This is a genomic window from Agrobacterium vitis (genome assembly GCF_037039395.1).
GTDB classification, from domain to species: domain Bacteria; phylum Pseudomonadota; class Alphaproteobacteria; order Rhizobiales; family Rhizobiaceae; genus Allorhizobium; species Allorhizobium vitis_E.
Genome location: NZ_CP146242.1, coordinates 505,617 through 529,559, shown reverse-complemented (window position 1 = coordinate 529,559; position 23,943 = coordinate 505,617). Strand labels below are relative to the sequence as shown.

The window sequence follows — 23,943 nt, the reverse complement described above, 5'->3', positions numbered from 1 at the left end:
CGTGATGCAAGGGTTGGAGCTTGCCGCTCTCCAGCGGTTGGCGCGCAGCTGGGCCTTGCTGCGGCACCCGTTGCAAGCGCCGCCCGATGGGGCGTGGCGCAATTGGTTGCTGATGGGCGGACGCGGTTCCGGCAAGACCCGGGCCGGGGCCGAATGGGTGCATGAGATCGCTTCGGCTGGCGAAAAATCCGCTGTGCGAATTGCGCTGGTTGGCGAAACCCTGGGCGATGCCCGCGAGGTCATGGTGGATGGTCTTTCCGGCATTGCCCGGATAGCCCGCCACAAACGGCCGGAGGTGGAAATTTCCCGGCGCCGGCTGGTCTGGCCGAATGGAGCGATGGCGCAGATGTTTTCCGCTGAAGACCCGGAGAGCCTGCGCGGCCCGCAGTTTCACTATGCCTGGTGCGACGAGATCGCCAAATGGAAACATGCCGAGGAAACCTTCGACATGCTGCAGTTTTCTCTGCGGCTCGGGCATGATCCCCGCCAGGTGATCACCACCACGCCGCGTCCGGTGCCGATCCTGAAACGGTTGCTGGCAGACCCCGGCACAAGGCTGACCCGGCTTTCCACCTTCGGGAATGCCGGTAATCTTGCACCCGGCTTTATCGAGGCCTTGCAGGCCCGCTATGGCGGCACGCGGCTCGGCCGTCAGGAACTGGATGGCGAGCTGATCGAAGACCGCGAGGACGCGCTCTGGCGTCGTGATCGGCTGGAGCAATTGACGGTCAGGCTCAGCGAACCGCTGCACCGGATCGTCGTCGGCGTTGATCCGCCCTCCGGGGCAGGGGCGCAATCTGTCTGCGGTATCGTCGTTGCCGGTCTCGACCGGCTGGGCCGGGCGGTGGTGCTGGCTGATTGTTCGGTCACCGGGGAAAGCCCGGCCAGCTGGGCGACCGCCGTGGTGCGGGCCTTTCGCCGGTTTGAAGCAGACCGGGTGGTGGCGGAGGTCAATCAGGGTGGGGAAATGGTGGGCGCGCTGTTGAAAAGCGTCGATGTCAATCTGCCGGTGCGCATGGTGCGGGCGACGCGCGGCAAGTTTTTGCGGGCTGAGCCGGTGGCGGCTCTCTATGAACAGGGCCGCGTTTTTCACGCGGCCCGGTTTGCCGATCTGGAAGATCAAATGTGTGATTTTGGCCCGGATGGCTTGTCCAATGGCCGGTCGCCAGACCGGCTGGATGCGCTGGTCTGGGCCTTGACCGCGCTTTTGCTGGAAGGCGCGGGCGAGCCGCGCATTCGCACGCTGTAATTACTTGGTAGAGGGGGCTGGTTGGGGCGCAGGCTGGCGCATCTGGCGCCATTCGGCTTCGAGGCGTTCAACGATATGGGCAGGAATGGTACGGCTGGCCTCTGCAATCGTCTTGCTGATCTGGCTGGTGCTCTTGGCGTCCATCGCATGTCTCCTGTTAAACGATCTGATTTGTTGAACTGACTTGTCACCTGCCGGGCGCCGATCATGGCGCGGCAGGGCATGTGGCATTGTGCTGCTCATAAACCAGCATTGCGCGTGAAAGTTCCACAAGCTTAAATCTTTGTAAATATCTCGTGATGGGTCCTGAACCGATTGAATTTTGTTTAACCGATTTAAATCCCGCCATTTTTTGGGTTCAATCGCACCGCGTTCGGCTGGACCCTGCCATTTTAAGGGGAATTGACAGTTTATGAACAGCACGGCTTTGCAATTGCTCTTCAACCGCATCCGCGGTGAATTGTGTGGCGGGCGGCTTGCCGCAGCTCAGGTGCAGGGCATTAACGCCATCCTGGCGGGCAGTGCGCGCCATGGTCTGACCGACCGACGCCATATCGCCTATGTGCTGGCCACCGCCTTTCATGAAACGGCGGGTCGCTTCCAGCCCCTGCGCGAAACACTGGCGAAAACCGATGCCGAGGCCATCGATCGGCTGGAGCGCGCCTATGCGGCGGGCCGCTTGCCCCAGGTAAGCGTGCCTTACTGGCGGCTGGACGAGGCGGGACGGAGCTGGTTTGGCCGGGGCTTCGTGCAGCTCACCCATAAGCGCAATTATCAGGCGCTGTCGGTGGCGTTGGGCGTCGATCTCCTTGCTGATCCGGGCCGCGCGCTGGATATGGCGACGGCGGCGGATATTTTGGTGGTCGGCATGCGCGAGGGGCTGTTTTCGGGTGTCAGGCTTGGCGATGTCTTTACCGCCACGGCAAGCGATTGGAACGGCGCCCGGCGCATCGTCAACGGGCTGGACCGGGCGGACCTGGTGGCCGGGTATGGGCGGGCTATTGTGGCGGGCTTGGGGTGAGGTTTGCTGAGAGCGTGGATGAAAGCGCCATGGGTTTTGTAAGGCGACATAGTACACGACACTTTTAGCTTTGCGTGCTGGGTTCCCCCTCACCCCGCCTCCGCTACGCTCAGCGGACCTCTCCCCGCTGGGGAGAGGAAGCCATAAACGCTGCGGCTCTTTCCTTCTTCTCCCCGTCAATTTTTCCGAGAGGCCAATTTTCCCGAAAGGATGAGGAGAAGCGGCAAGAGCCGCATGTGTCGTGCCTTTCTCTCTGTTGATGGGCACATCTGCGCAAATACCCGACGGGACACTTTCAACTTCAGGAGAACATCATGCTGTCTTCCTTTCGCCTGCCGTTTAGGTGGGCCAATCGTGCTGCTGGGTCGTCGGCGACGCCACTCAACACAACGTCCGGCCAGACAAAAGCGGGCGTAAGACCCCGGGCGGGGGTGGAAATGCTGCTCTCCACCGGCGCCGGGCGTGGCACGGGGCGGTCTTATGCGGCATTGTCACGCGCGGGCTTTCTCGGCAATCCGGTGGCGCACCGGGCGGTGCGGCTGGTGTCGGAGGCGGCGGCTGCCGTGCCGCTTCTGCTCTATCAGGGCCTGCCGCAGGATGGGGCGGGAGAATTGAGCGAGCATCCGGCGCTGGCGCTTCTGGCGCGGCCCAACGGGCGGGCGACGGGGGCGGATTTTTTCGAAATGCTCTATGGCCATCTGCTGCTGTCGGGCAATGCCTATCTGGAGCCGCTCTGGCTTGGCGGTCGGCTGATGGAACTGCATCTGCTGCGCCCCGACCGGGTCAGCGTCGTTGAGGGGGCCGATGGCTGGCCGGTCGCCTATGATTATCGCGCCGCCGGGGTGACGCGCCGTCTGGCCGCCGAAGGCGAGCCGCAGCCGATCCTGCATTTCAAGCTGTTTCATCCGCTTGACGACATCAGCGGCTATGCGCCCTTGGTTTCCGCCCATAACGCGCTGGACCTGCACAATGCCGCCGCCACCTGGAACAAGGCGTTGCTCGACAATTCCGCCCGTCCCTCCGGGGCGCTGGTCTATCAGCCCAAGGAGGGCGGCAACCTGCCGCCGGAACAATATCAGCGGCTGAAAGAGGAGCTGGAGCAGGGCTATTCCGGGCCGATGCAGGCGGGCCGACCGATGCTGCTGGAAGGCGGGCTGGACTGGAAGGCGATGAGCCTGACCCCACGCGACATGGATTTTACCGATGCCCGCAATGGCGCGGCCCGCGATATTGCCCTGTCGCTCGGCGTGCCGCCGATGCTGCTCGGCATTCCCGGCGACAATACCTATGCCAATTACCAGGAGGCCAACCGCGCCTTCTACCGGCTAACGGTGCTGCCACTGATCCGCCGCACCGCCGCCAGCCTGTCGGGGTTTCTGTCCGATGGGTTTGGCGAGGTCTTGTGCCTGAAGCCCGATCTCGATCAGGTCGAGGGCCTGTCCAGCGAGCGTGACGCGCTGTGGTCACGGGTCGGGTCCGCCAGCTTCCTCACCGACGAGGAAAAGCGCCAGGCGGTTGGGTACGACGCGTAAAGCCTCGAAGTTTCAAGAGGTTGATGCCTGATCCGGACTCTGTTCCGCAGGAGGGTGATTCAGAGTGTGAACATCTGCACCCTGTTTGTGAGCAGATGCGCCTAAGCGATTCTAAAGATTAGAATCCTCGGATAAACCAGGGCGGATTTGCGTCCGTCTCCGCAATCATAAGACGAAAAGATTAACAAAATGACCGATTTTACACCCGACACCCCCTTATGGGGTGCGCGGCTGGCGGGCGCATTGGCGGGCTCCGCCATCTCGCTGGTCTATCTTCTGCCGAGGGGCCGGCGCGAGGCGGCCAGCCGGTTTTTCACCGGGCTGGCCATCGGGCTGATCTTCGGCGGCGCCACTGGCCAATGGCTGGCCCGCAAGCTGGACATTCTGCAAAGCCTGTCCGGTGCCGAGATCATGCTGGCGGGGGCGACGCTTGCCAGCCTTTCGGCCTGGTGGGCGCTGGGCGTGCTGGCGCGACTGGCGGGCAGATACGGCTCCAAGGGCGGCTGAGCCAGCCCCACAATTTCAAACATTGAAGGAGGAATTCATGCACGCTTATCGCGGGCCAAGAAAGCTGGTGCGCAAATTTGCCGATCTGACCCTGTCGGATCTCAGCGGCGACGGCACGTTCAGCGGCTATGCCAGCGTGTTCGGCGAGGTGGATCTGGGGCGCGACGTGATCGAGCCGGGGGCCTTTCGCACCAGCTTGCAGGGGCGTGGCGCAGGCGGCATCCGCATGCTGTACCAGCACGATCCCAACCAGCCGATTGGCAGCTGGACGTTGCTCAAGGAAGATGCGCGGGGGCTCTATGTCGAGGGACGGCTTTCCCCCGGCGTCAAGCGCGCCGAGGAGGTGCGCGCGCTGATGAAATCAGGTGCGCTGGACGGGTTGTCGATCGGTTTCCAGACGGTGAAATCCCGTCAGGACGCCAAGACCGGCATTCGCCGCATTCTGGAGGCCGATCTCTGGGAAATTTCCGTCGTCACCTTTCCCATGGCCCCCTCGGCCAGGGTTTCCAATGTCAAGCATCAGCGGTTTTTCCGCGACAAGGATACCGAGCTGATCCGGGCGATGCGCCGGGCAGCCCGGACGATGGCCACCAGCAATTTCAAATAAAGGATGGATTTATGAGCGATCATCACATGTCAGCACCCGAAATCAAGGCGATCCCGGAAACCATGGCCGCCGCTTTCGACGATTTCATGGAAGCGTTCGAAGGCTTCAAGCAGGCCAATGACCAGCGGCTTGGCGAAATCGAGCAGAAACTGACCGCCGATGTCGTCACCCGCGACAAGGTGGAGCGGATCAACAAGGCAATGGACGAACAGTCCCGGTTGCTGGACCAGCTGGCGCTGAAAAAACTGCGTCCGGCGCTGGGGTCGAACGGCAATCGCGGCGGGTCCACCAGCCTGGAGGCGACGGAGCGCAAGGCGGCCTTCGAGGCCTATATCCGGCGCGGCGATGAGACGGCGCTGCGCGATCTCGACGCCAAATCCATGGCGATTGGGTCGGATGCGGATGGCGGTTATCTGGTCACCGACGAGACCGATAGCGAGATTGGCCGCAGGCTGGCCTCCATCTCGCCGATCCGTCAATTGGCCAGCGTCCGGCAGGTCTCGGGCGCGGTGCTGAAAAAGCCGTTTGCCCCGACGGGCATGGCCTCCGGCTGGGTGGCCGAAACCGCGGCCCGCACCCAGACCGATACGCCGCAGCTGACGGAACTTTCCTTTCCCACCATGGAGATTTACGCCATGCCCGCCGCCACCCAGTCGCTGCTGGACGATGCGGCTGTCGATGTTGAGGCCTGGATTGCCGGAGAGGTGGACATCGCCTTTGCCGAACAGGAAGGGGCGGCCTTTGTGGCCGGTGACGGTGTCAACAAGCCGAAGGGCTTTCTGGCCTATGAGACGGTGGCCGACAGCGCCTGGGCCTGGGGCAAGATCGGCTTCAAGGCGACCGGTGCCGCTGGTGGCTTTGCGGCAAGCGGGCCATCCGACGTGCTGCTCGACACGATCTATGCGTTGAAGGCCGGGCATCGCCAGAACGGCACGTTTGTGATGAACCGCAAGACGCAAGGCGAAATCCGCAAGTTCAAGGATGCTGACGGCAATTATCTCTGGCTGCCGCCCGCAGGCCCCGGCCTTGAGGCCTCACTGATGGGCTTTCCGATTGCCGAGGCCGAGGACATGCCCGATATCGCCGCCAACGCCTTTTCCATCGCCTTTGGCGATTTCAAGGCTGGGTATCTGGTGGTTGACCGGATGGGCGTGCGGGTGTTGCGCGACCCCTATTCGGCCAAGCCCTATGTGCTGTTCTACACCACCAAGCGGGTTGGCGGTGGAATGCAGAACTTTGAAGCATTGAAGCTGATCAAGTTTGCTGCAAGCTGATTTGGTTCGGTAAATTTCCGCTTTTACCGTGTGATACCCCCCTCTGTCCTGCCGGACTTGGCCCTTCGCATGGCCGTTGCGGCTAGCCGATCTCCCCCCTTGAGGGGGAGATGCCTGGCAAGGCAGAGGGGGTAGATCCTTGCTCCAACACCTTCCGGAGACCCCAACACATGACCATCACCACCCTCACTCCGCCGCAGGCGGAGCCGCTGACCCTTGCCGATGTGAAGGCGCAGTTGAAGATCGATACCGATGATGAAGACGATCTTCTCTCCGGCCTGATCACCGCTGCCCGCCTGCATCTGGAGGCTGAGACCGGGCTTTGCCTGATGCGCCAATCGCTGCGGCTCTATCTGGATGACTGGCCGAATGGTGAGGTGATTCAGCTTCCCAAAGGTCCGGTGCAAACCATTGATGCCGTGACGGTTTTTGATGAAAACGGCGATGAACTTCATGTTTCACTGAAAGATCATCTGCTGGATGGACAGGCGCGTCCAGCCCGCCTGTGGCTGCGCGACCGGCCCTTGCCGGGACGGCCGATCAACGGCATCGAGATCGATTTTACCGCGGGCTTCGGGGCTGCCGCCACTGATGTGCCCGATACGCTGCGCCGGGCGATGAGCCTGCATGTTGCGGCCATGTATGCGTTTCGTGGCGCAGTGGCGCTGGCTGATCAGCCTGCCGCCGTGCCGGTCGGTTATGAGCGGCTGATCGCGCCTTTTTCCCGCAGGAGCCTGTGATGGGCACCTTCACCATGCCCGATCCGGGCCGGATGACGGCGCGCCTCACGCTTGAGCAGCCGGTCAACGCGCCTGACGGCCAGGGCGGGGTGAGCCAGGGCTGGCAGGCGATTGCCACGCTCTGGGCGCTTATCGAGCCGCAATCCTTCACCCGTGAAGAGCGCGGCGAAGCGGAAATCGCCACCATCAACCAGACGGTGACCATTCGCTTTCGCACCGATGTGGCGCGCGGCCATCGGCTGGTGAAGGGAAGGCGGACCCTGGTGGTCCGGGCGCTGTGCGACCCGGATGAGACCAAGCGGTTTCTGCTGCTGGATTGTGAGGAGGAGGTCAGATGAGCCTGCAATTTTCAGCAAATGGGCAGGAGGGTGCCGTAACCGATTTTACCGCTGCGCTGCGGCGCAGGGTGGAAGAGGCCGCCAGCCGGGCCGCTAGCCGCCGGCAAAATGCAAGTGAGGCGCCGAAGGGCGAGAAAACTGGAGAGACGTCCGATGACCACGCACAGTCCGGTCAATGACCTGCTCACCGCGATGACGGCGGCGGCGCTCGCCGATACCGGTATTGCGGCGATTATCGGTGCCGATGGGATGAAGGACCGGCGGCTGCTGCGCTCGGCCCAGCCTTATCTGATGGTGGGCGAAGTGACGGTCACGGATCTTTCCACCGATGATGATGGGCTGATTGAGGCGCTTGTCAGTGTGCAGGCCTGGTCCTCGCTCAGCCGCCGCGAGGCGGAAAGCCTGGCGGCGATGGTGCGCGCCGTGTTGCAGGACGCGGCACTGACGCTCGCCCATGCCCGCCTGATCGCGTTGCGCCACATCAAAACCGTCGGCCGCCGTGAGGCAAAGACCGGCCTGTTTCTGACCGAGCTGCAATTTCGCGCTGTCATAGCCTGACGGCCGTCTCATAGCGCATGCAGCACCGTCGAGTGCAACCGTTCCCTTCGTTTTGCGTGTATTTTTCGCGGTTACACCAATTTTGGTGCTTCCCCTGCGGGTCTCTTGGTCTCCTTACCTTTGTCCTGGGTCTTCTTCCTGAAAAGGGATGGGCGGATGTGCCGGTTTTTGGCCGGTCCCGCCCTGGGGAGAGACCTTCGAGGGAATGTGAGGGGGTGGATGTCGCCCTGGCGTGGTTGGCGGCCGGTTTGCGGATTTCTAGTTATTTTTCAAGGAGATTTTTATGGTGGCCCAGAGGGGTAAGGACCTGCTGCTGAAGATTATCAGCGGCAGCGATTATGTAACCGTTGCAGGATTGCGTTCACGCAAGCTGGCCTTCAATACCGAAACCGTCGATGTGACCGATGCCGACAGCGCCGGGCGCTGGCGGGAGCTTTTGGCCGGTGCCGGTGCCAAACGCGCCTCGTTGTCGGGGGCCGGACTGTTCAAGGACCAGTCCTCCGATGAACTGGTCCGGGCGGCGTTTTTCGCCGGCTCGGTGTTGAGCTGGCAGGTGGTGATCCCGGCTTTCGGCACGGTGACCGGCCTGTTTCAGGTGACGGCGCTGGACTATTCCGGCGAGCATGATGGCGAGTTGAAATTCGACATCGCGCTGGAATCGGCAGGGGCTATTGCCTTTGAGGTGACGGCATGAACGGGGGGACAGAGAAAGTCGGGACGGGGAAAGTCGGGACGGGGAACGTTGGGACGGGCATGCGCGCCAACCGCAGGCGCGGCGAAGTGGAAGCGGTGATCGATGGCGAGCGGCGGATTTTGTGCCTGACGCTGGGGGCGCTGGCCGAGTTGGAAACGGCCTTTGCTGCCGACAGTCTGGCGGATCTTGCCCTGCGGTTTTCCAGTGGCAAGCTTTCCAGCCGCGACCTCATCCGTATTCTGGCCGTCGGTTTGCGGGGCGGCGGCAATTGCTGCGCCGACGAGGATGTCGCGGACATGTGCGTCGAGGGCGGGCTTGCCGCCTGCGTCGCCATCGTCCGCGAATTGCTGCTCGTCACGTTTGGAACCTCAGGTCAAACTACCTCAGCCGGTGAGGGCGACCCCGCCCGCCCTTGAGTGCCGCAGCGGGTCGATCCGACACGGTAAAGCCGCCTCCCTTTCCATGGGAGGCGGTGATGCATGCCGGATTTCACCTGCTGCGGCTGACCCCGCAGGCCTTCTGGGCGCTGACCCCGCGCGAATTCGCCGCCATGAGCGGGGCGTTTCGCCCTGTCGCCACCGCCCGCGCTGAGCTTGCCCGTGCCGACCTGGAGGTGCTGATGGCCCGCTATCCTGACCGCAACATAAAGAGGTAGACCATGGCCGATGACGAAACTCTGTCCTTCGGGATCGATCTCGACGCTTCCGGGGCGACCAAGACCCTCGACGATCTGGAAAGCCGCTCGAAAAGCTTTGGCAGCGCGCTGACATCGGCGCTGAAATCCGCCACGAGCGGCGGTGGCGATCTGGAAGACACGCTGAAATCGCTGGCGAGCCAATTGTCCAGCATTACCCTGTCATCCGGGCTGCAACCGTTGCAAAGCAGTCTGTCGTCGCTGGCCTCCAGCGCCACATCCAGCCTTTCATCGGGGATCAGCTCGCTGTTTGCCTTCGAGAAAGGTGGGGTGCCCGGCTCGATCACGCCTTTTGCGTCCGGTGGGGTGGTGTCCAGCCCCACCTATTTCGGCATGGATGGCGGCAATACCGGGCTGATGGGCGAGGCAGGCAGCGAGGCAATCCTGCCGCTGAAACGCGGCTCGGATGGCTCGCTGGGGGTTGCCACCCAGGGCGGCGGCTCCTCCGGCACGCAGGTCAATGTCAATGTCACCACCCAGGATGCGTCCAGCTTCACCAAGAGCCAGTCGCAGATTTCCAGCCTGCTGGCGCGTTCCGTCAAGCGCGGTCAGCGCAATTTGTGAGGTGAAACCATGGCAACCGCCTTTCACGAGGTGCGCTTTCCGCTGCGCGTGTCGCTTTCGACCAGCGGCGGGCCGGTGCGGCGCACGGACATTGTCAACCTGTCGAATGGGCGCGAAGTGCGCAACCAGCGCTGGGCCAATTCGCGCCGCAGCTACGACGCCGGATCGGGGGTGAAATCGCTTGCCGATCTCTATACGATCCTGGAGTTTTTCGAGGCGCGCGGTGGCCAGATGGCCGGGTTCCGGTTTCGAGATCCTCTGGATGCCAATTCTGCCGGGCCGGGCCGGGCGGTGAGCGCTGAAGACCAGCAAATCGGCGTCGGTGATGGCGTCACCGCCAGCTTTCAACTGGTCAAGACCTATGGCGATGCCGGTGGCGGTTGGAACCGCAGCATTGCCAAGCCGGTCGATGGCACGGTGCTGATCTCGGTGGATGGCGTGCCGGTCAACGGGTTCAACTGCGATAGCACCACCGGGCTGGTGACATTTAATCAGGATTTTATTCCTGTGTCCGGTGCCGTCATCCGGGCGGGCTTCCAGTTTGACGTTCCGGTGCGTTTCGACACGGACCGGATCGAGATCAATCTCGAAGCCTTCAATGCTGGCAGCATTCCTTCCATTTCGCTGACGGAGATCATTCCATGAGGACAATCGATGCCGCTTTGGCGCGCCATCTGGCGGGCGACGCCACGACGCTGTGCACCTGCTGGCGCGTCACCCGCAGCGATGGGCAGGTTTTGGGCTTTACCGATCACGACCGGGATCTGACCCTGCTTGGTACGCTGTTTCATGCCGCCAGCGGTTTTTCCGCCAGCGATGGTGAGGCGGAAAACACCTTGTCGGCGCCTACCTCCGAAGTTGCCGGTGGTTTTTCCAGTAAGGTGATTACCGAAGCCGATCTGATCGCCGGGCGCTATGATGGGGCGAGGATCGAGGTCTACCGTGTCAACTGGCAGGTGCCGGACCAGCATGTTCTGCTCAAGGTGCAGGATGTTGGCGAGGTCAAGCGCCAGACGGGGCAGTTTACCGCCGAATTGCGCAGCTTTGCCGCCAAGCTCTCCCAGGATCAGGGCCGCACACTTGGCCGCCGCTGCGATGCCAGTCTGGGCGATAGCCGCTGCGGTATCGACCTGAGCGCTGAGGGCCGCACCGTCAGCGCCGTTCTGGTGGCGATGGCGGCGTCCGACCGGCTGACCGTTTCGGGCCTGGATGCCTATGGCGACGACCATTTCCGCTATGGCCGGATCACCGTGACATCAGGCGCCGAGACCGGCCTGACCGCCGAGGTCGAGACCAGCCGCGCCGGTGAAGATGGCACCGAGCTGACATTGTGGCTGCCCATGGAGGTGACATTGTCACCGGGCGACGCACTGACCGTCACCATCGGCTGCGACAAACGCTTCGCCACCTGCCGCGACAGCTTTGCCAACGCCGCTAATTTCCGTGGCTTCCCGCATATGCCGGGCACCGATTTCGCCTATTCCTATGTCAGCGGCCAGACGACCCATGACGGGTCGGTGCTGTTTGAGTGAGGGGGATTGCATGTCCTTCATCAACGGGCATGTCCTTACCCTTGCCGACGGCTGGATTGGTACGCCCTATCGCCATCAGGCCTCCACCAAGGGCGTTGGTTGCGATTGTCTTGGCTTGGTTCGGGGCATCTGGCGGGAGCTTTATGGGCAGGAGCCGGAAGTAACGCCTGCCTATGCGCCTGATTGGGCCGAGCGGTCGGGAGAGGACCGGTTGATCGAGGCGGCGGGGCGGCATTTCACCCTGATCGACAGCCTTGGCGAGGCCTTGCCCGGCGATCTCCTGGTCTTCAGGTTTCGCGCCCATTACGCCGCCAAGCATCTGGGGCTTTTGGCACCCGACCAGCATTTCATTCACGCCTATGAGCAGGCGGCGGTGGTTCGCTCCGCCCTGGTGCCCGCCTGGCGGCGGCGTGTCGCGGGCGTCTATCGTTTTCCGGAGAAGTGATCGATGGCAACTCTTGTTTTCCAGGCAGCCGGTGCGGCCATCGGCAGCATATTCGGGCCGGTCGGCACCATGCTGGGTCGTGCCGTTGGGTCGCTGGCTGGCAATATGGTCGATCAGGCGCTGATCAACGGCAGCTCCACCACGACAGGCTCGCATCTGTCGTCGGCGCGGATCGGTGGGGCCAGCGAAGGCACGGCGCTGAACCGGGCCTATGGCACGGTGCGCATTGGCGGCACGCTGATCTGGGCGACGCGGTTTGAGGAAAAGACCACCACCGAAACCTCCGGCAGTAAATCCACCGGCAGCAAGACCAAGAGTTACGATTATTACGGCAATCTGGCGCTGGCTTTGTGCGAAGGCCCTGTGGCGGCCGTTCGCCGGGTCTGGGCCGATGGCGAGGAAGTGGATCTGACCGAGGTCGAGATGCGCTTTTATCCTGGCAGTGAGGACCAGGGCGTCGATCCGCTGATTGCCGCCAAACAGGGCGAGGGCAATGCGCCCGCCTATCGAGGCGTCGCCTATGTGGTGTTTGAGCGCCTGCCGCTCGACGATTACGGCAACCGTCTTCCCGTGCTGCAATTTGAGGTGCTCCGGTCGTTGGGCGCGCTGGAAAGCCAGGTCAGGGCCGTGACCATCATTCCCGGTGCCACCGAACACGGCTATGCCACCACAGCCATTACCGAGGAAACCGGCGATGGCGAAGAGCGGATCATCAACCGCAACACGCTGGTGGCCGCCACCGATTGGCAGGCCTCGCTGGATGAGTTGCAGGCGCTCTGCCCCAATCTCGTCCGCGCCGCCCTTGTTGTCAGCTGGTTCGGCACCGATCTGCGGGCCGATCAATGCGCTATCATGCCGGGGGTCGAAGTGGCGAGGCGGCGCGACGAAAGCCGTGCCTGGAATGTTGCAGGCATCGGGCGCTCACAGGCCCGGCTGGTCAGCCAGAACGACGGCGGCCCGGCCTATGGTGGCACACCGAGCGATAAAAGCGTCATTGAGGCAATCAAGGATCTCAACAGCCGGGGCATTGCCACCTGTCTCTATCCTTTCGTGATGATGGATATTCCCGCAGGCAACGGCTTGGCCGATCCTTATGGCGGGACAGAACAGGCGGCCTATCCCTGGCGTGGTCGCATCACCTGTTCACCGGCCCCTGGTCTTGCCGGTTCGCCCGACGGTACGGATGCGGTGGACGCCATTGTCGAGGCCTTCATGGGCAAGACCACAGTCGATGATTTCTTCGTGCTCGGCACAACGATCCTTTATACAGGCAACAAGAACGGTCGCGATAGCGGCTATCGGCGCCTTGTGCTGCATTCTGCGTTGCTGGCCAAGGCGGCGGGCGGGGTGGACAGTTTCGTCATCGGCTCGGAACTGAAGGGCCTGACGACCCTGCGCGGTGCGGACAACAGTTTTCCCTTCGTTGCCGCCTTGATGCGATTGGCTGAGGATGTGCGCGCCATTCTGGGGAGCGGCACCAAGCTGACCTACGGTGCCGATTGGAGCGAATATTTCGGCTATCATCCTGCCGATGGCTCCGGCGATGTGTTCTTCCATCTCGATCCGCTCTGGGCCTGCGCGGCCATCGATGCGGTTGGCATCGACAATTACATGCCGCTGTCGGACTGGAATGACGCGGATTTCACTGCTGATAATCCTGACGGGTTTATCATTGCCGATGACCGTGCCGCCATGCAGGCGCAGATTGCCGCCGGGGAGGGTTATGACTGGTATTACCCAGACCTTGCCGCCCGCAAGCGCCGCGAGCGCGCCGCCATTACGGATGGGCTGGCGGGCAAGCCCTGGGTCTATCGCTATAAGGACATCCAGTCCTGGTGGGAAAACCGCCATTACAACAGGGTCGGTGGCATTGAGCTTTCCACGCCAAGCGCCTGGGAACCAAAGATGAAACCGATCTGGTTTACCGAACTGGGTTGTCCGGCGGTGGAGCGTGGCGCCAACCAGCCGAACGTGTTTCCCGATCCGAAATCCTCGGAAAATGCGCTTCCCTATTTTTCCTCCGGCATGCGCTCGGATGCCATGCAACGGCGGTTTCTTGAAGCGCATCTGGGTTATTGGCAGGGAGATTCGGCACCCGCTGGCATGGTCGATGCCGACCATATCTTTCTCTGGACCTGGGACAGCCGGCCCTTTCCGGCCTTTCCCTATGATACCGATCTGTTTGCCGATGGCGATAATTGGCGCAGCGGCCATTGGCTGAACGGACGTCTCGGGACTGGCACGCTGGCCGAGGTGATCGCCGCGATATTGGAAGATTGCGGCTTTTCCGATTACGACGTGTCTGCGGTTAGCGGCGATCTCTCGGGCTATGTGCAGGGCGATATATCCTCGGCCCGCAGCCTGATCGAGCCGCTGACCGAGGCCTTCCTGCTCGACGTGATCGAGGACGGTGCCGTGCTGCGGTTCCGCTCACGCCAGGCCGCCAGCCTGAAAGGCGTCGAGACCCGGGTTTTCGTCGATACCGAAGATGAGCCGTACTGGACCGAGACCCGGGGCGACAGCACCGATTATGCCGGTCAGGCCGTATTGGATTTTTACGATCCCGCCAATGATTACGAGGATGCCAGCGTCCGCTCACGCCGCGTGGTGGGAACCTCGGCCAAGCTTTTGTCCAGCGATCTGCCCGGGGTGCTGGATGAGGCGAGCGCTCTGGCCGTGGTTGAAACGCAATTGCGTGATCACCGGATCGGGCGGCGCAGCCTGACCCTGTCGCTATCGCCCTCGCAGCTGGCGCTTCAGCCCGGCGACGTGCTGACCTTGCCGGACGGGCCATCTGGCCGGTTCCTGATCACCCGGATTGAGGACAGCAGCACGCTGTCGTTGGAATTAACCGAAGTGGCAGCGCCGGTGTCTAGCGCGATTACCGTTGCTAGCAGCGGGCGGGTGCAGAGCGGCAGGGCTTCGGATGGGTTTGCGCCGCTGTGGCGGCTGATGGACCTGCCGCGCTTTGATGATGGTGAGGATGGCAGTTTTGCGCGCGCGGCGGCCTATGCCAGCCCCTGGCGCAAGATCGTGCTGTCGTCATCCGCGGAGACCGAGAATTACGCCACCCGTGTCGTGGTGGATGGCCCGGCAACGCTCGGTAGCCTGTCATCGGCGTTGGCTGCGGGTGTGTCGGGCCGGTTCGACAGGGCCAATCGTCTGACCGTTACTCTGTCGCATGGCAGTTTTTCCTCTGGCTCCCGCCTGTCGGTGTTGAATGGCGACAACCGGCTTGCGGTCAAGGCCGCTAACGAGGTCTGGGAGGTGATCGGTTTCCAGACGGCGGAGGAATTGCAAAGCGGCGTCTGGCAATTGTCAGACCTGCTGCGCGGTCTCTATGGCACGGAGGACGCCATGACGGCCGGTGCCGTTGCGGGCGCGCAGGTGGTTCTGCTCAACAGTGCGGTCACGGCGCTTGATCTTGCCGACAGCGAAATCGGCCTGACGCTCAACTGGATCGCCGAGGCCGCCGGCACCAGTCTTGCGGCCAAGGGGCCGTTCAGTTTTTCCGGCGGATTGCGGGCGTTGACGCCGCTTTCCCCGGTGCATCTGCGCGCCAGCCGCGCGCCGAGTGGCGATATTGCGCTCACCTGGGTCCGGCGTGGCCGCACCGATGCCGACAACTGGACACCATCCGATATTCCGCTGGATGAGGAAAGCGAGCGCTACCAGCTCAATATTCTCGACGCAGGCAAAACGACGCTGCGCAGCGTCACCCTGACCTCTGCGGCCTATGCCTATAGCGCCGATTTGCAGGCCGCAGACTTTGGCGCCGCAATCTCGGCGCTTTCCATCCGGGTCCGCCAGATTGGCCGCCATGCCAGCGGCATCGCGGCTGAAGCAGCATTCACCTTCTGATCTTCAACCCGAAAACCTCCACCGAAAAACAAGGGAAATTGACATGAATGACGGCAAACCATGGTATCTGTCCAAGGCTGTCTGGGGTGCGCTGGTCGCTATTCTGGCGTCAGGCCTGCAACTCGGCGGGTTCGAGCTTGGACTTCTGGAACAGGGGCAGTTGACCGACGGACTGGTGGCGCTGGCCGGATCGGTGGGCGGGCTGGTGGCGCTCTATGGCCGGCTGGTGGCAAGCCATGCCATCGTGCCCAAATCGGACCTGTTCCCCCCGGAGAAAACCTGATCTTTGCTGAAATCTAGGCGTTCATTGCCGCCTATGACGTGGATAGTTTAATAAATTGAAATGCTTGCATTGTCGCATCTCTGTCATAAGGGTTGAACTGCGGGCCAAGATTACCAGGCATTCATTTGCCATTCAGCCGTTCTTCGGTAACACTTACGCCACGATAACCGAATGCGGCAGAGTGGCAGTTGATGGCATCCAAATCGATCATAGGCAGTATCGCAGCCGGGCTTATTGCCTGGACGGTACCGGCGACGACAGCGCCGGTCCCCGATGCCGTGCCTATGTCGCAGATGTTATCCGGCACCAGCGGGTCTTCTTCACCTGTCATCGTTCAGGCGCAGAACCAGAATCAGAACAGTGACAATTCCGACAGCAACGACAGCAAGTCCAATGGCAGGGTCGATTGCCGTTCGGCGGCACTCAGGGCCGTGGAGCAGGCGGGCGGGCAATTGCTTTCCGTGCGGCTGTCGGGCGGCCAATGCGTGATCACCATTCTCGTACCGGGCACCGGCGACAATGCAAGGCCCCGCAAGATGACGGTCCAGGTGTCCCGCTGAGGCTGGTTTTGGGCCAAGGAGTAGTGTAAGACTTTCTATCTGTTGGATATTTTTTCTCATGCGGGCTGGTTTTACTGGGCCTGCGCGCAAGATCGCCCGGCTGGCGCCAGCATGGCAAAACGGAGAAGTGAAGAATGCGCATTCTCGTCGTCGAGGACGATGTCAACCTGAACCGCCAGCTGGTCGAGGCGCTTCAGGAGGCAGGCTATGTGGTCGACCAGGCCATGGATGGCGAGGAGGGTCATTATCTCGGTGATACCGAGCCCTATGACGCCGTGATCCTTGATATCGGTTTGCCGACCATGGATGGCATTACCGTGCTGGAGAAATGGCGCTCTGCCGGACGTGCCATGCCGGTCCTGATTCTGACGGCCCGCGACCGCTGGAGCGACAAGGTGTCCGGTATCGACGCCGGTGCCGACGACTATGTCACCAAGCCTTTCCACGTCGAAGAGGTGCTGGCGCGCATCCGGGCGCTGATTCGCCGTGCCGCCGGCCATGCCTCCTCGGAAATCGCCTGCGGGCCGGTGCGGCTCGATACCAAGAGTTCCAAAGTCACGGTTTCGGGCAAGGCGCTGAAACTCACGTCGCATGAATTTAGGCTGTTGTCCTATCTCATGCATCACATGGGGGAGGTCGTGTCGCGCACCGAACTGGTCGAGCATATGTATGACCAGGATTTCGACCGCGATTCCAACACGATCGAAGTGTTTGTCGGGCGGCTGCGTAAGAAGATCGGTCTGGACATGATCGAGACCGTGCGCGGTCTCGGCTACCGGATCAAAGCGCCTGACAGTGTCGAGGGTTAGGTGTTCAGGGTCAAGTCTCTCACCCTTCGCGTCCTGCTCTCCGCCACTCTCTGGTATATCATCGCGCTGGTCACCATGGCCGTGGTGATTTCGGCGCTTTATCGGCAAGGGGCCGAGCGCTCCTTCAACGATCTTTTGCGCGCCCAGCTCTATAATGTCGTCAATTCCGTCTCAGTCGGCGATGGTGAAAGCCTGTCCGGCAGTCCGGCGCTGGGCGATCTCAGGTTTTCACAGCCCGGAACCGGCTGGTACTGGCTGGTCGAGCCGCTCGGTTCCTTCAATGCCGCGCCGCTGGCCTCCACCTCGCTGGGGCTGACCAATCTGCCGGTGCCGAGCTTTGAGGAAAGCCCGTTCGACCAGAATTACGAGCGTTTTTACGGCATGACCGACAGTTTCGGCAACCGGCTGCGGATTGCCGAGACCGAGGTGATCCTCGACGAATCCGGCCGGGCGGCGCGGTTCCGGGTGTCGGGCAATCTGAAAGTGGTGGAAGACGAAATCACCGGATTTTCCCACCGGCTTTACGCCGTTCTGGCGATGTTCGGGGTCGGCGGCCTGCTGGTCAATGCCGTGACCATTATTTTCGGCCTGAAACCGCTGGATCGGGCGCGCCGGGCGCTGGAGCGGATCAGGGGCGGCGAGGCCGAGCGGATCGAGGGTGAATTCCCCCGGGAGATCGAGCCGCTGGCCAATGAAATCAACGCCCTGATTGACAGCAACCACCGCATTGTCGAGCGCGCCCGCATGCAGGTCGGCAATCTCGCCCATTCGCTGAAGACCCCGATTGCCGTGCTGCTCAACGAGGCGCGGGTGCTCGATCCGCCGCATGGTGAGGTGATCAAGGCCCAGGCATCCGCCATGCAAAGCCAGGTCGGCACCTATCTCAACCGTGCCCGCATCGCGGCCCAGCGCGAATCGGTGCTGTCGCGCGCCGAAGTGGAGCCGGTTCTGGAACGGCTGGTGCGGGTGATGCGCAAGCTCAATCCGGACAAACAGTTCGAAGTTCACCTGGAGAGCCAAGCCTCGGGGCAAGGTCTGGTTCTGGCGATGGAAAGCCAGGATCTCGAGGAAATCCTTGGCAATCTTCTGGAAAATGCTGCTCGTCACTCGGAAACGACTGTGACGGTGACGGCAAGGATCGCGCCGGGCGGCGAGGTCGGGCTTGATCCGGGCCGTAGGGCCTGGCTGGAAATCATCGTTGAGGATGACGGACCGGGTCTTGACCCGGACCAGATCGGCGAGGCGCTGAAGCGCGGTCGGCGGCTGGACGAAAGCAAGCCCGGGACCGGGCTAGGCCTGTCGATCGTCAAGGAAATAACCTCGGAATACCAGGGCAAGCTAGGCCTGTCACGCGGCGTCAACGGGGGGCTGCTGGCCAGGCTGGTTTTACCCGCCCTGTCGCGGGACGGGGCGTGATGCAGCTTTGGCGCAGTTGATGCCTGCCAGTTAATGTCTGCCAGTTAACGTGTGATTGGAAGTCGAATTCGGATTTTTCTGACACGCTCCAGTTTAACAAATGTCAAGTTGGCAAACTCTAAGGTACGGATCGAAATGGCGACTTGCAAAGTCGTGCGGTGTCGGGCTTATCATGAGAGACTACAGCAACGTGTGGTTTGACCGCGCTCAATGTCATGAAAAACAGAATTTGGAATTGCAGGCTATGAGGAAGATCAGCACCGGTTTTGCATTTGCCTTGCTGGGCTGCGCCCTGACCCTGACCTCCTGCAAGACGACCGGCGGCAGCACCGGCCTGCTTGCCAAATCCACCACCTCAAGCTCGCTCTATCTCAACGCGCTTCAGGGCGGCATTGTGTCGCGGACCGGTGCGGAACTGGACAACAGCCAGAAGCAGCGGGCGCTGGCGGCCGAATATCAGGCCCTGGAAGTGGCCCCCGGCGGCCAGACCGTAACCTGGCGCGATGACGATGTTTCCGGTGAAGTGGTAGCCGCAGCCCCTTATCAGGTCGGCAATCAGAACTGCCGCCAATATCGCCACAAGGTGACGGTCGATGGCAAGGCGGTCGAGGCACGCGGCGTTGCCTGCCGCAATGAAGACGGGACATGGACACCGCTGACCTGAATCACATCTGCGCATTTTGATGTGTCTTGCTCTTGACTTAAGTCAAGGCTGATGGAAGCTCCGCTCCTTAAGACACAATCAGCTGTGCCAAGCGGTCTGCACGGCCTGTCGCGACGTCATAGAACCCTTCGGGTTCAGGGAGCCTTATGCTGTTCTGGGTTGAAATTGCTGTTCTGACCTTTGCCGTTGCGGCAGCCTTTCTGTTGCCGCTGACACGGGCGCAGCAGCGGGGCGAGCGCGAGACCCGCGATGGCGCGATGGCCGTCTATCGCGATCAATTGCAGGAACTCGACCGTGACCGGGCGGGCGGGCTGATTTCCGCCGAGCAGGTGGACTATGCCCGCGCCGAGATTGCCCGCCGCCTTCTGGCCGCCGATAAGGGCGATGAAACCGGTCAGGCAGCTCAAAGTGCGCCTCGCAAAACCGCGCGCAACGGTCTGGCGCAGGCCTTCGTTGTCCTATTGGTACCTGCGGTCGGCCTTGGGCTTTATCTCGCCCTCGGCAGCCCCGGCCTGCCCTCACAGCCTTTGCAGGCCCGGTTGGAAAACCCCGGCAACGATATGAGCCTGCTGATTGCCCAGGCGGAACGCCATCTGATGCAAAAGCCTGACGATGGCGCAGGCTGGGATGTGCTTGCGCCGATCTATCTGCAACAAAACCGTATGGGCGAGGCGGAACTGGCCTTTCGCAATGCCATCCGGTTGAAAGGCGCCAGCCCCGAGCGGCTCAACGGCCTTGGCGAAGCACTGATTGCCCAGAGCGACGGCGTGGTGACGGATGCCGCCCGCGATCTGTTTTCGCAATCCATGGCATTGAATGGCGACAATCCGCGCGCCGCCTATTATCTGGCGCTGGCGCTGGAACAGTCCGGCAAACGCGACGAGGCGCTGGCCGCCTTCAAGACGATTGCGGCCCAATCCCCGCCCAATGCGCCGTGGCAGCCGCTGGTCGCCCGTCATATCGCCCGCAATGATCCTCAGGCTGCGGCAACGGCGGCACCCCTCGGAAATCCCGATGCCGCCGCTGTGGCCGCAGCCCAGGGCTTGCCGGATGGCGACCGTCAGGCGATGATAAAGGGCATGGTTGAAAGCCTGGATGCCAAGCTGAAAACCGATCCAAACAATTTCGAAGGCTGGGTGCGGCTGGTGCACTCCTATACCGTGTTGAAGGACAACCAGCGGGCGCTCGAGGCCTTGAAAACCGGGTTGAAGACCTTCCCCGCCGACGGGGAGCAAGGCAAGCAGCTGATCGCCATGGCGCAGCAATTGGGATTGCCGGTCGAGGAGGCGCTGAAATGACCCGCAAGCAGAAACGTCTGGCCGTCATCGCCGGGGGCGTCGGTTTCATCATGGCGGCTGTGTTGCTGGTTCTGTTCGCTTTCGGCCAGTCCATTGCCTATTTCTATATGCCTTCCGATCTCGCCAAAACACCGGTTGGACCTGGCACCCGCATCCGGCTAGGTGGGCTGGTGGCGGAAGGTTCGGTGAAGCGCGACACCGGCTCCACCGTCAGTTTTGCCGTGACCGATGGTACGGCCACGGTGCCGGTGACCTATACGGGCATTCTGCCGGATCTGTTTCGTGAAGGGCAGGGCGTGGTGACGGAAGGCGTGTTTGGCGCTGGCGGCACGCTGTTTGATGCCGATACGGTTCTGGCCAAGCATGACGAGAATTACATGCCGAAGGAAGTTGCCGACCGGATGAAGAAGGACGGCGTCTGGAAGGGTGAGGGAGAGGCGAAATGATCATTGAGATCGGCCACTATGCGCTGGTGCTGGCGCTGGCCGCCGCACTCCTGCTTTCGGTCCTGCCGATGCTGGGCGCCCGCAGGGGCGATACCGCCATGATGCAGACGGCGGTCACCGGCACTTATGCACTGTTTGCGCTGGTGCTGTTTGCCTTTGGTGTGCTGGCTTATGCCTATCTGGTCTCGGATTTTTCGCTGCTGAATGCCTATCAGAATTCCCATTCGCTGATGCCCGCCATCTACCGCTTTTCGGCGGTCTGGGGCAATCACGAGGGATCGATGATGCTGTGGCTGTTGATCCTGACACTGTTTTCGGCGCTGGTGGCGCTGTTCGGCACCAATCTGCCCGACCGGCTGAAAGCCAATGTGCTCGGCGTCCAGGCCTGGATTTCCACGGCCTTCATTCTGTTCATCCTGATCACCTCCAATCCATTCATCCGCCTCAATCCGGCGCCTGCCGAGGGGCAGGACCTGAACCCGGTCCTGCAGGACCCCGGCCTCGCCATCCATCCGCCGCTGCTTTATCTCGGCTATGTCGGGTTTTCCGTCTGTTTTTCCTTTGCCATCGCCGCTCTGATCGACGGGCGGATCGATGCCGCCTGGGCGCGCTGGGTCCGGCCCTGGACGCTGGCGGCCTGGACCTTCCTGACGGCGGGCATCGCCATGGGCTCCTACTGGGCCTATTACGAGCTGGGCTGGGGCGGCTGGTGGTTCTGGGACCCGGTCGAAAACGCCTCCTTCATGCCCTGGCTGGCAGGCACTGCGCTGTTGCATTCGGCGCTGGTGATGGAAAAGCGCGATGCGCTGAAAATCTGGACAGTGCTGCTCGCCATCCTGACCTTCTCGCTGTCGCTGCTCGGCACATTCCTGGTGCGCTCCGGCGTGCTGACCTCGGTGCATGCCTTTGCCACCGATCCCAGCCGCGGGATTTTCATTCTCGCCATCCTCATCCTGTTCATTGGCGGCGCGCTGTTCCTGTTCATGCTACGGGCTCCGCATTTGAAGGCGGGCGGGCTGTTCCAGCCGATCTCGCGCGAAGGCGCGCTGGTGCTGAACAATCTGATCCTGACGGTGTCGACTGCGACAGTGCTGATCGGTACGCTCTATCCGCTGCTGCTGGAAACCCTGACCGGCGAAAAGATTTCGGTTGGCGCACCCTTCTTCAACCTGACCTTCGGCCTGCTGATGATCCCGCTTCTCGTCGCCGTTCCGTTCGGGCCGATGCTGGCCTGGAAGCGCGGCGATCTGCTGGGCGCGCTGCAAAGGCTCTATCTGGCGGCGGCACTGGCCTTTCTGGTTGGGCTTGTGTTCTATTATCTCCAGAATGGCGGCCCGGTTCTGTCTGTGCTGGGGCTGGCCTCGGGCTTTTTCCTGATGTTCGGGGCGCTGGCCGATCTTGCTCATCGCTCGGCTTTCGGCAAGCAGAAGGGAAGTGTCGCCTTTCGCCGGTTGATCGGCCTGCCGCGCTCGGCCTTTGGCACGGCGCTCGCGCATTTCGGCCTCGGCGTCACCGTGCTCGGCATTGTCGCTGTTACCACGTTCCAAAGCGAAATGGTGGTGGAGATGAAGCCCGGCCAGACCGTGGAGGCCGGTGGCTTTTCCCTGACCTATGACGGGTTGCGCTCCGCCAAGGGACCGAATTATACCGAGGATCGTGGCCATTTCACCATCCGGCGCGGCGGGGTCTCCGAAGGCGATGTCTGGTCGTCGAAACGGCTTTATACGGCAAGGCGCATGCCGACCACCGAGGCGGGTATCCGCAGTTTCGGCTTTAGCCAGCTTTACGTTTCGCTCGGCGATGCCATGGCCGATGGCGGCATGGTGGTGCGGATCTGGTGGAAACCGTGGATTCTCTGCATCTGGGGCGGGGCGCTGGTGATGATGATCGGCGGCTTCGTCTCGCTTTCCGATCGGCGTTTGCGCGTCGGTGCTCCAAACCGCAAGGCAAAGGCGGCGGCGGCCAATGGTACCCTCAAGGGCCTGGAGGCGGCGGAATGAGGGCGCTTTTTGCCGTCTTCCTCGGCTTCTGGCTATTGCTGGGCCAGCCCGCCTTCGCCGTCAATCCCGATGAAATGCTGAAAGATCCGGCCTTGGAGGCCCGCGCCCGGCACCTGTCGTCGCAACTCCGCTGCATGGTCTGCCAGAACCAATCCATCGACGACAGCAATGCCGAACTGGCCCGCGACCTGCGGCTTCTGGTGCGCGAGCGGATCGTCAAGGGCGATAGCGATGACGATGTCATCCGTTATCTGGTGTCGCGCTACGGTGAATTCGTGTTGCTGAAACCACGATTGTCGTCAGAGACCTTGCTGCTGTGGGGGGCGCCCGGTCTGTTGCTGGTGGTCGGCGTGGGCGCAGCCTTCGCCTACAGCCGCCGCCGTAGGAGCGTGGCTGCGGCGGAGCCGTTGAGTGCGGATGAAGAGGCGCGGCTGAAACGGCTGTTGGAAGAGTAGGGGGCGGTTCCCACGAAAACCAGCAGGGTTCAGCCGCAGAACGCAGGGATATGCCCCTATCAGAAAAGCGGGATCTCGATCGTTGTGGGGTGATCGCTTGCCACGCCACTCACGCCTTGACGATAGACACGGTTGGGAAGCGGGTGGGGCACGCGTTTGGCGAAAGTGGTGCGCATGAAAAGCATGACACGACGATCGGTTATCGCGTTACCGGTCGATTTTTCCATATAGATTTTTGCGGGGCGTCCTTTGGCGTCGGTTATCAAACGAATGGCGCCGATCTCCTTGTGCGGGGCGGCTGCGCAGCCGGTCAGTATCGCCGCGAATAAACAGAGTGGAATACGATGCATAGAAATCCCCGGATCGGCTCAGGATGTGTAAAGGCCGTCCAGACTT

At 62.1% G+C, this 23,943-nt stretch carries 29 protein-coding genes; 27 read left to right on the top strand and 2 right to left on the bottom strand.

The window, feature by feature from the left end; all coding sequences use genetic code 11:
* Positions 1 to 4 precede the first annotated feature (4 nt).
* On the top strand, positions 5 to 1,249 hold the full coding sequence (locus tag V6582_RS05045) for a DNA-packaging protein (RefSeq protein ID WP_420360228.1): 1,245 nt from the start codon (positions 5 to 7) through the stop codon (positions 1,247 to 1,249).
* Here the strand turns inward: V6582_RS05045 and V6582_RS05040 are convergent, their stop codons facing one another.
* Positions 1,250 to 1,393 carry a hypothetical protein gene (locus tag V6582_RS05040; RefSeq protein WP_197434484.1) on the bottom strand — a complete coding sequence of 48 codons (144 nt, stop codon included), beginning with the start codon at positions 1,391 to 1,393 and terminating at the stop codon, positions 1,250 to 1,252. It abuts the gene before it with no gap.
* Positions 1,394 to 1,661: 268 nt separating this feature from the next.
* Here V6582_RS05040 and V6582_RS05035 point away from each other — a divergent pair, with 268 nt between their 5' ends.
* The 26 genes from V6582_RS05035 (at position 1,662) to V6582_RS04910 (ending at position 23,547) form a co-directional block, all read left to right on the top strand.
* Positions 1,662 to 2,270 (top strand): glycoside hydrolase family 19 protein, encoded by a 609-nt coding sequence (locus V6582_RS05035; RefSeq protein WP_156634311.1) that lies wholly within the window; start codon positions 1,662 to 1,664, stop codon positions 2,268 to 2,270.
* 314 nt (positions 2,271 to 2,584) lie between these two features.
* Positions 2,585 to 3,802 (top strand): phage portal protein, encoded by a 1,218-nt coding sequence (locus tag V6582_RS05030; protein WP_156634313.1) that lies wholly within the window; start codon positions 2,585 to 2,587, stop codon positions 3,800 to 3,802.
* Between the two features lie 189 nt (positions 3,803 to 3,991).
* Entirely contained in the window at positions 3,992 to 4,309 is a 318-nt protein-coding gene (locus V6582_RS05025; RefSeq protein ID WP_156634315.1) for a DUF6107 family protein, read from the top strand.
* A gap of 37 nt (positions 4,310 to 4,346) precedes the next feature.
* The gene (locus V6582_RS05020; RefSeq protein ID WP_156634316.1) at positions 4,347 to 4,916 is read left to right on the top strand and encodes an HK97 family phage prohead protease; all 570 of its coding nucleotides are present in this window, start codon (positions 4,347 to 4,349) and stop codon (positions 4,914 to 4,916) included.
* 11 nt (positions 4,917 to 4,927) lie between these two features.
* Complete coding sequence (locus V6582_RS05015; protein WP_156634318.1) at positions 4,928 to 6,190, top strand: phage major capsid protein; 1,263 nt, start codon at positions 4,928 to 4,930, stop codon at positions 6,188 to 6,190.
* Positions 6,191 to 6,360: 170 nt separating this feature from the next.
* Positions 6,361 to 6,930, top strand: a complete 570-nt coding sequence (locus V6582_RS05010; protein ID WP_156634320.1) for a head-tail connector protein — start codon at positions 6,361 to 6,363, stop codon at positions 6,928 to 6,930.
* Positions 6,930 to 7,268: a phage head closure protein gene (locus tag V6582_RS05005; protein ID WP_234889841.1), complete on the top strand. Its 339-nt coding sequence runs from the start codon at positions 6,930 to 6,932 to the stop codon at positions 7,266 to 7,268. The genes V6582_RS05010 and V6582_RS05005 overlap by 1 nt, the downstream gene beginning before the upstream one ends.
* The gene (locus V6582_RS05000; RefSeq protein WP_156634322.1) at positions 7,265 to 7,447 is read left to right on the top strand and encodes a hypothetical protein; all 183 of its coding nucleotides are present in this window, start codon (positions 7,265 to 7,267) and stop codon (positions 7,445 to 7,447) included. The genes V6582_RS05005 and V6582_RS05000 overlap by 4 nt, the downstream gene beginning before the upstream one ends.
* On the top strand, positions 7,422 to 7,826 hold the full coding sequence (locus V6582_RS04995) for a DUF3168 domain-containing protein (RefSeq protein ID WP_156634324.1): 405 nt from the start codon (positions 7,422 to 7,424) through the stop codon (positions 7,824 to 7,826). The genes V6582_RS05000 and V6582_RS04995 overlap by 26 nt, the downstream gene beginning before the upstream one ends.
* Before the next feature lie 283 nt (positions 7,827 to 8,109).
* On the top strand, positions 8,110 to 8,520 hold the full coding sequence (locus V6582_RS04990; protein ID WP_070149403.1) for a phage major tail protein, TP901-1 family: 411 nt from the start codon (positions 8,110 to 8,112) through the stop codon (positions 8,518 to 8,520).
* A 59-nt stretch (positions 8,521 to 8,579) separates the two neighbouring features.
* Positions 8,580 to 8,936: a gene transfer agent family protein gene (locus tag V6582_RS04985; RefSeq protein ID WP_156634326.1), complete on the top strand. Its 357-nt coding sequence runs from the start codon at positions 8,580 to 8,582 to the stop codon at positions 8,934 to 8,936.
* Positions 8,933 to 9,175: a rcc01693 family protein gene (locus V6582_RS04980; RefSeq protein ID WP_156634328.1), complete on the top strand. Its 243-nt coding sequence runs from the start codon at positions 8,933 to 8,935 to the stop codon at positions 9,173 to 9,175. Before V6582_RS04985 ends, V6582_RS04980 begins: the two co-directional genes overlap by 4 nt.
* Before the next feature lie 3 nt (positions 9,176 to 9,178).
* On the top strand, positions 9,179 to 9,778 hold the full coding sequence (locus V6582_RS04975) for a phage tail tape measure protein (protein WP_070167832.1): 600 nt from the start codon (positions 9,179 to 9,181) through the stop codon (positions 9,776 to 9,778).
* A 9-nt stretch (positions 9,779 to 9,787) separates the two neighbouring features.
* Positions 9,788 to 10,423 (top strand): phage distal tail protein, Rcc01695 family, encoded by a 636-nt coding sequence (locus V6582_RS04970; RefSeq protein ID WP_156634330.1) that lies wholly within the window; start codon positions 9,788 to 9,790, stop codon positions 10,421 to 10,423.
* Complete coding sequence (locus V6582_RS04965) at positions 10,420 to 11,310, top strand: DUF2163 domain-containing protein (protein WP_156634333.1); 891 nt, start codon at positions 10,420 to 10,422, stop codon at positions 11,308 to 11,310. Before V6582_RS04970 ends, V6582_RS04965 begins: the two co-directional genes overlap by 4 nt.
* 10 nt (positions 11,311 to 11,320) lie before the next feature.
* Complete coding sequence (locus tag V6582_RS04960; RefSeq protein ID WP_156634335.1) at positions 11,321 to 11,755, top strand: NlpC/P60 family protein; 435 nt, start codon at positions 11,321 to 11,323, stop codon at positions 11,753 to 11,755.
* Between the two features lie 3 nt (positions 11,756 to 11,758).
* Positions 11,759 to 15,616 (top strand): baseplate multidomain protein megatron, encoded by a 3,858-nt coding sequence (locus V6582_RS04955; protein ID WP_197434485.1) that lies wholly within the window; start codon positions 11,759 to 11,761, stop codon positions 15,614 to 15,616.
* A gap of 43 nt (positions 15,617 to 15,659) precedes the next feature.
* Positions 15,660 to 15,899: a hypothetical protein gene (locus V6582_RS04950; RefSeq protein ID WP_156634337.1), complete on the top strand. Its 240-nt coding sequence runs from the start codon at positions 15,660 to 15,662 to the stop codon at positions 15,897 to 15,899.
* A 191-nt stretch (positions 15,900 to 16,090) separates the two neighbouring features.
* Positions 16,091 to 16,459 (top strand): hypothetical protein, encoded by a 369-nt coding sequence (locus V6582_RS04945; RefSeq protein WP_156634339.1) that lies wholly within the window; start codon positions 16,091 to 16,093, stop codon positions 16,457 to 16,459.
* Positions 16,460 to 16,593: 134 nt separating this feature from the next.
* Positions 16,594 to 17,268, top strand: coding sequence for a response regulator transcription factor (locus tag V6582_RS04940; RefSeq protein ID WP_015915393.1), 675 nt, complete (start codon positions 16,594 to 16,596; stop codon positions 17,266 to 17,268).
* Positions 17,269 to 18,684, top strand: coding sequence for a HAMP domain-containing sensor histidine kinase (locus V6582_RS04935; RefSeq protein WP_337739381.1), 1,416 nt, complete (start codon positions 17,269 to 17,271; stop codon positions 18,682 to 18,684).
* Between the two features lie 244 nt (positions 18,685 to 18,928).
* A complete protein-coding gene (locus V6582_RS04930) occupies positions 18,929 to 19,348 on the top strand; it encodes a hypothetical protein (RefSeq protein ID WP_156634341.1) in 420 nt (139 codons plus the stop codon).
* Positions 19,349 to 19,494: 146 nt separating this feature from the next.
* Positions 19,495 to 20,646: a c-type cytochrome biogenesis protein CcmI gene (ccmI, locus tag V6582_RS04925; protein WP_156634342.1), complete on the top strand. Its 1,152-nt coding sequence runs from the start codon at positions 19,495 to 19,497 to the stop codon at positions 20,644 to 20,646.
* The gene (ccmE, locus tag V6582_RS04920) at positions 20,643 to 21,092 is read left to right on the top strand and encodes a cytochrome c maturation protein CcmE (RefSeq protein ID WP_070167839.1); all 450 of its coding nucleotides are present in this window, start codon (positions 20,643 to 20,645) and stop codon (positions 21,090 to 21,092) included. The genes ccmI and ccmE overlap by 4 nt, the downstream gene beginning before the upstream one ends.
* Complete coding sequence (locus tag V6582_RS04915; RefSeq protein WP_156634344.1) at positions 21,089 to 23,092, top strand: heme lyase CcmF/NrfE family subunit; 2,004 nt, start codon at positions 21,089 to 21,091, stop codon at positions 23,090 to 23,092. Before ccmE ends, V6582_RS04915 begins: the two co-directional genes overlap by 4 nt.
* Positions 23,089 to 23,547, top strand: a complete 459-nt coding sequence (locus V6582_RS04910) for a cytochrome c-type biogenesis protein (RefSeq protein ID WP_156634346.1) — start codon at positions 23,089 to 23,091, stop codon at positions 23,545 to 23,547. Before V6582_RS04915 ends, V6582_RS04910 begins: the two co-directional genes overlap by 4 nt.
* Before the next feature lie 59 nt (positions 23,548 to 23,606).
* On the opposite strand, the gene V6582_RS04905 is transcribed toward V6582_RS04910, so the two are convergent.
* A complete protein-coding gene (locus V6582_RS04905) occupies positions 23,607 to 23,897 on the bottom strand; it encodes a hypothetical protein (protein WP_060715953.1) in 291 nt (96 codons plus the stop codon).
* Between the last annotated feature and the right edge of the window lie 46 nt (positions 23,898 to 23,943).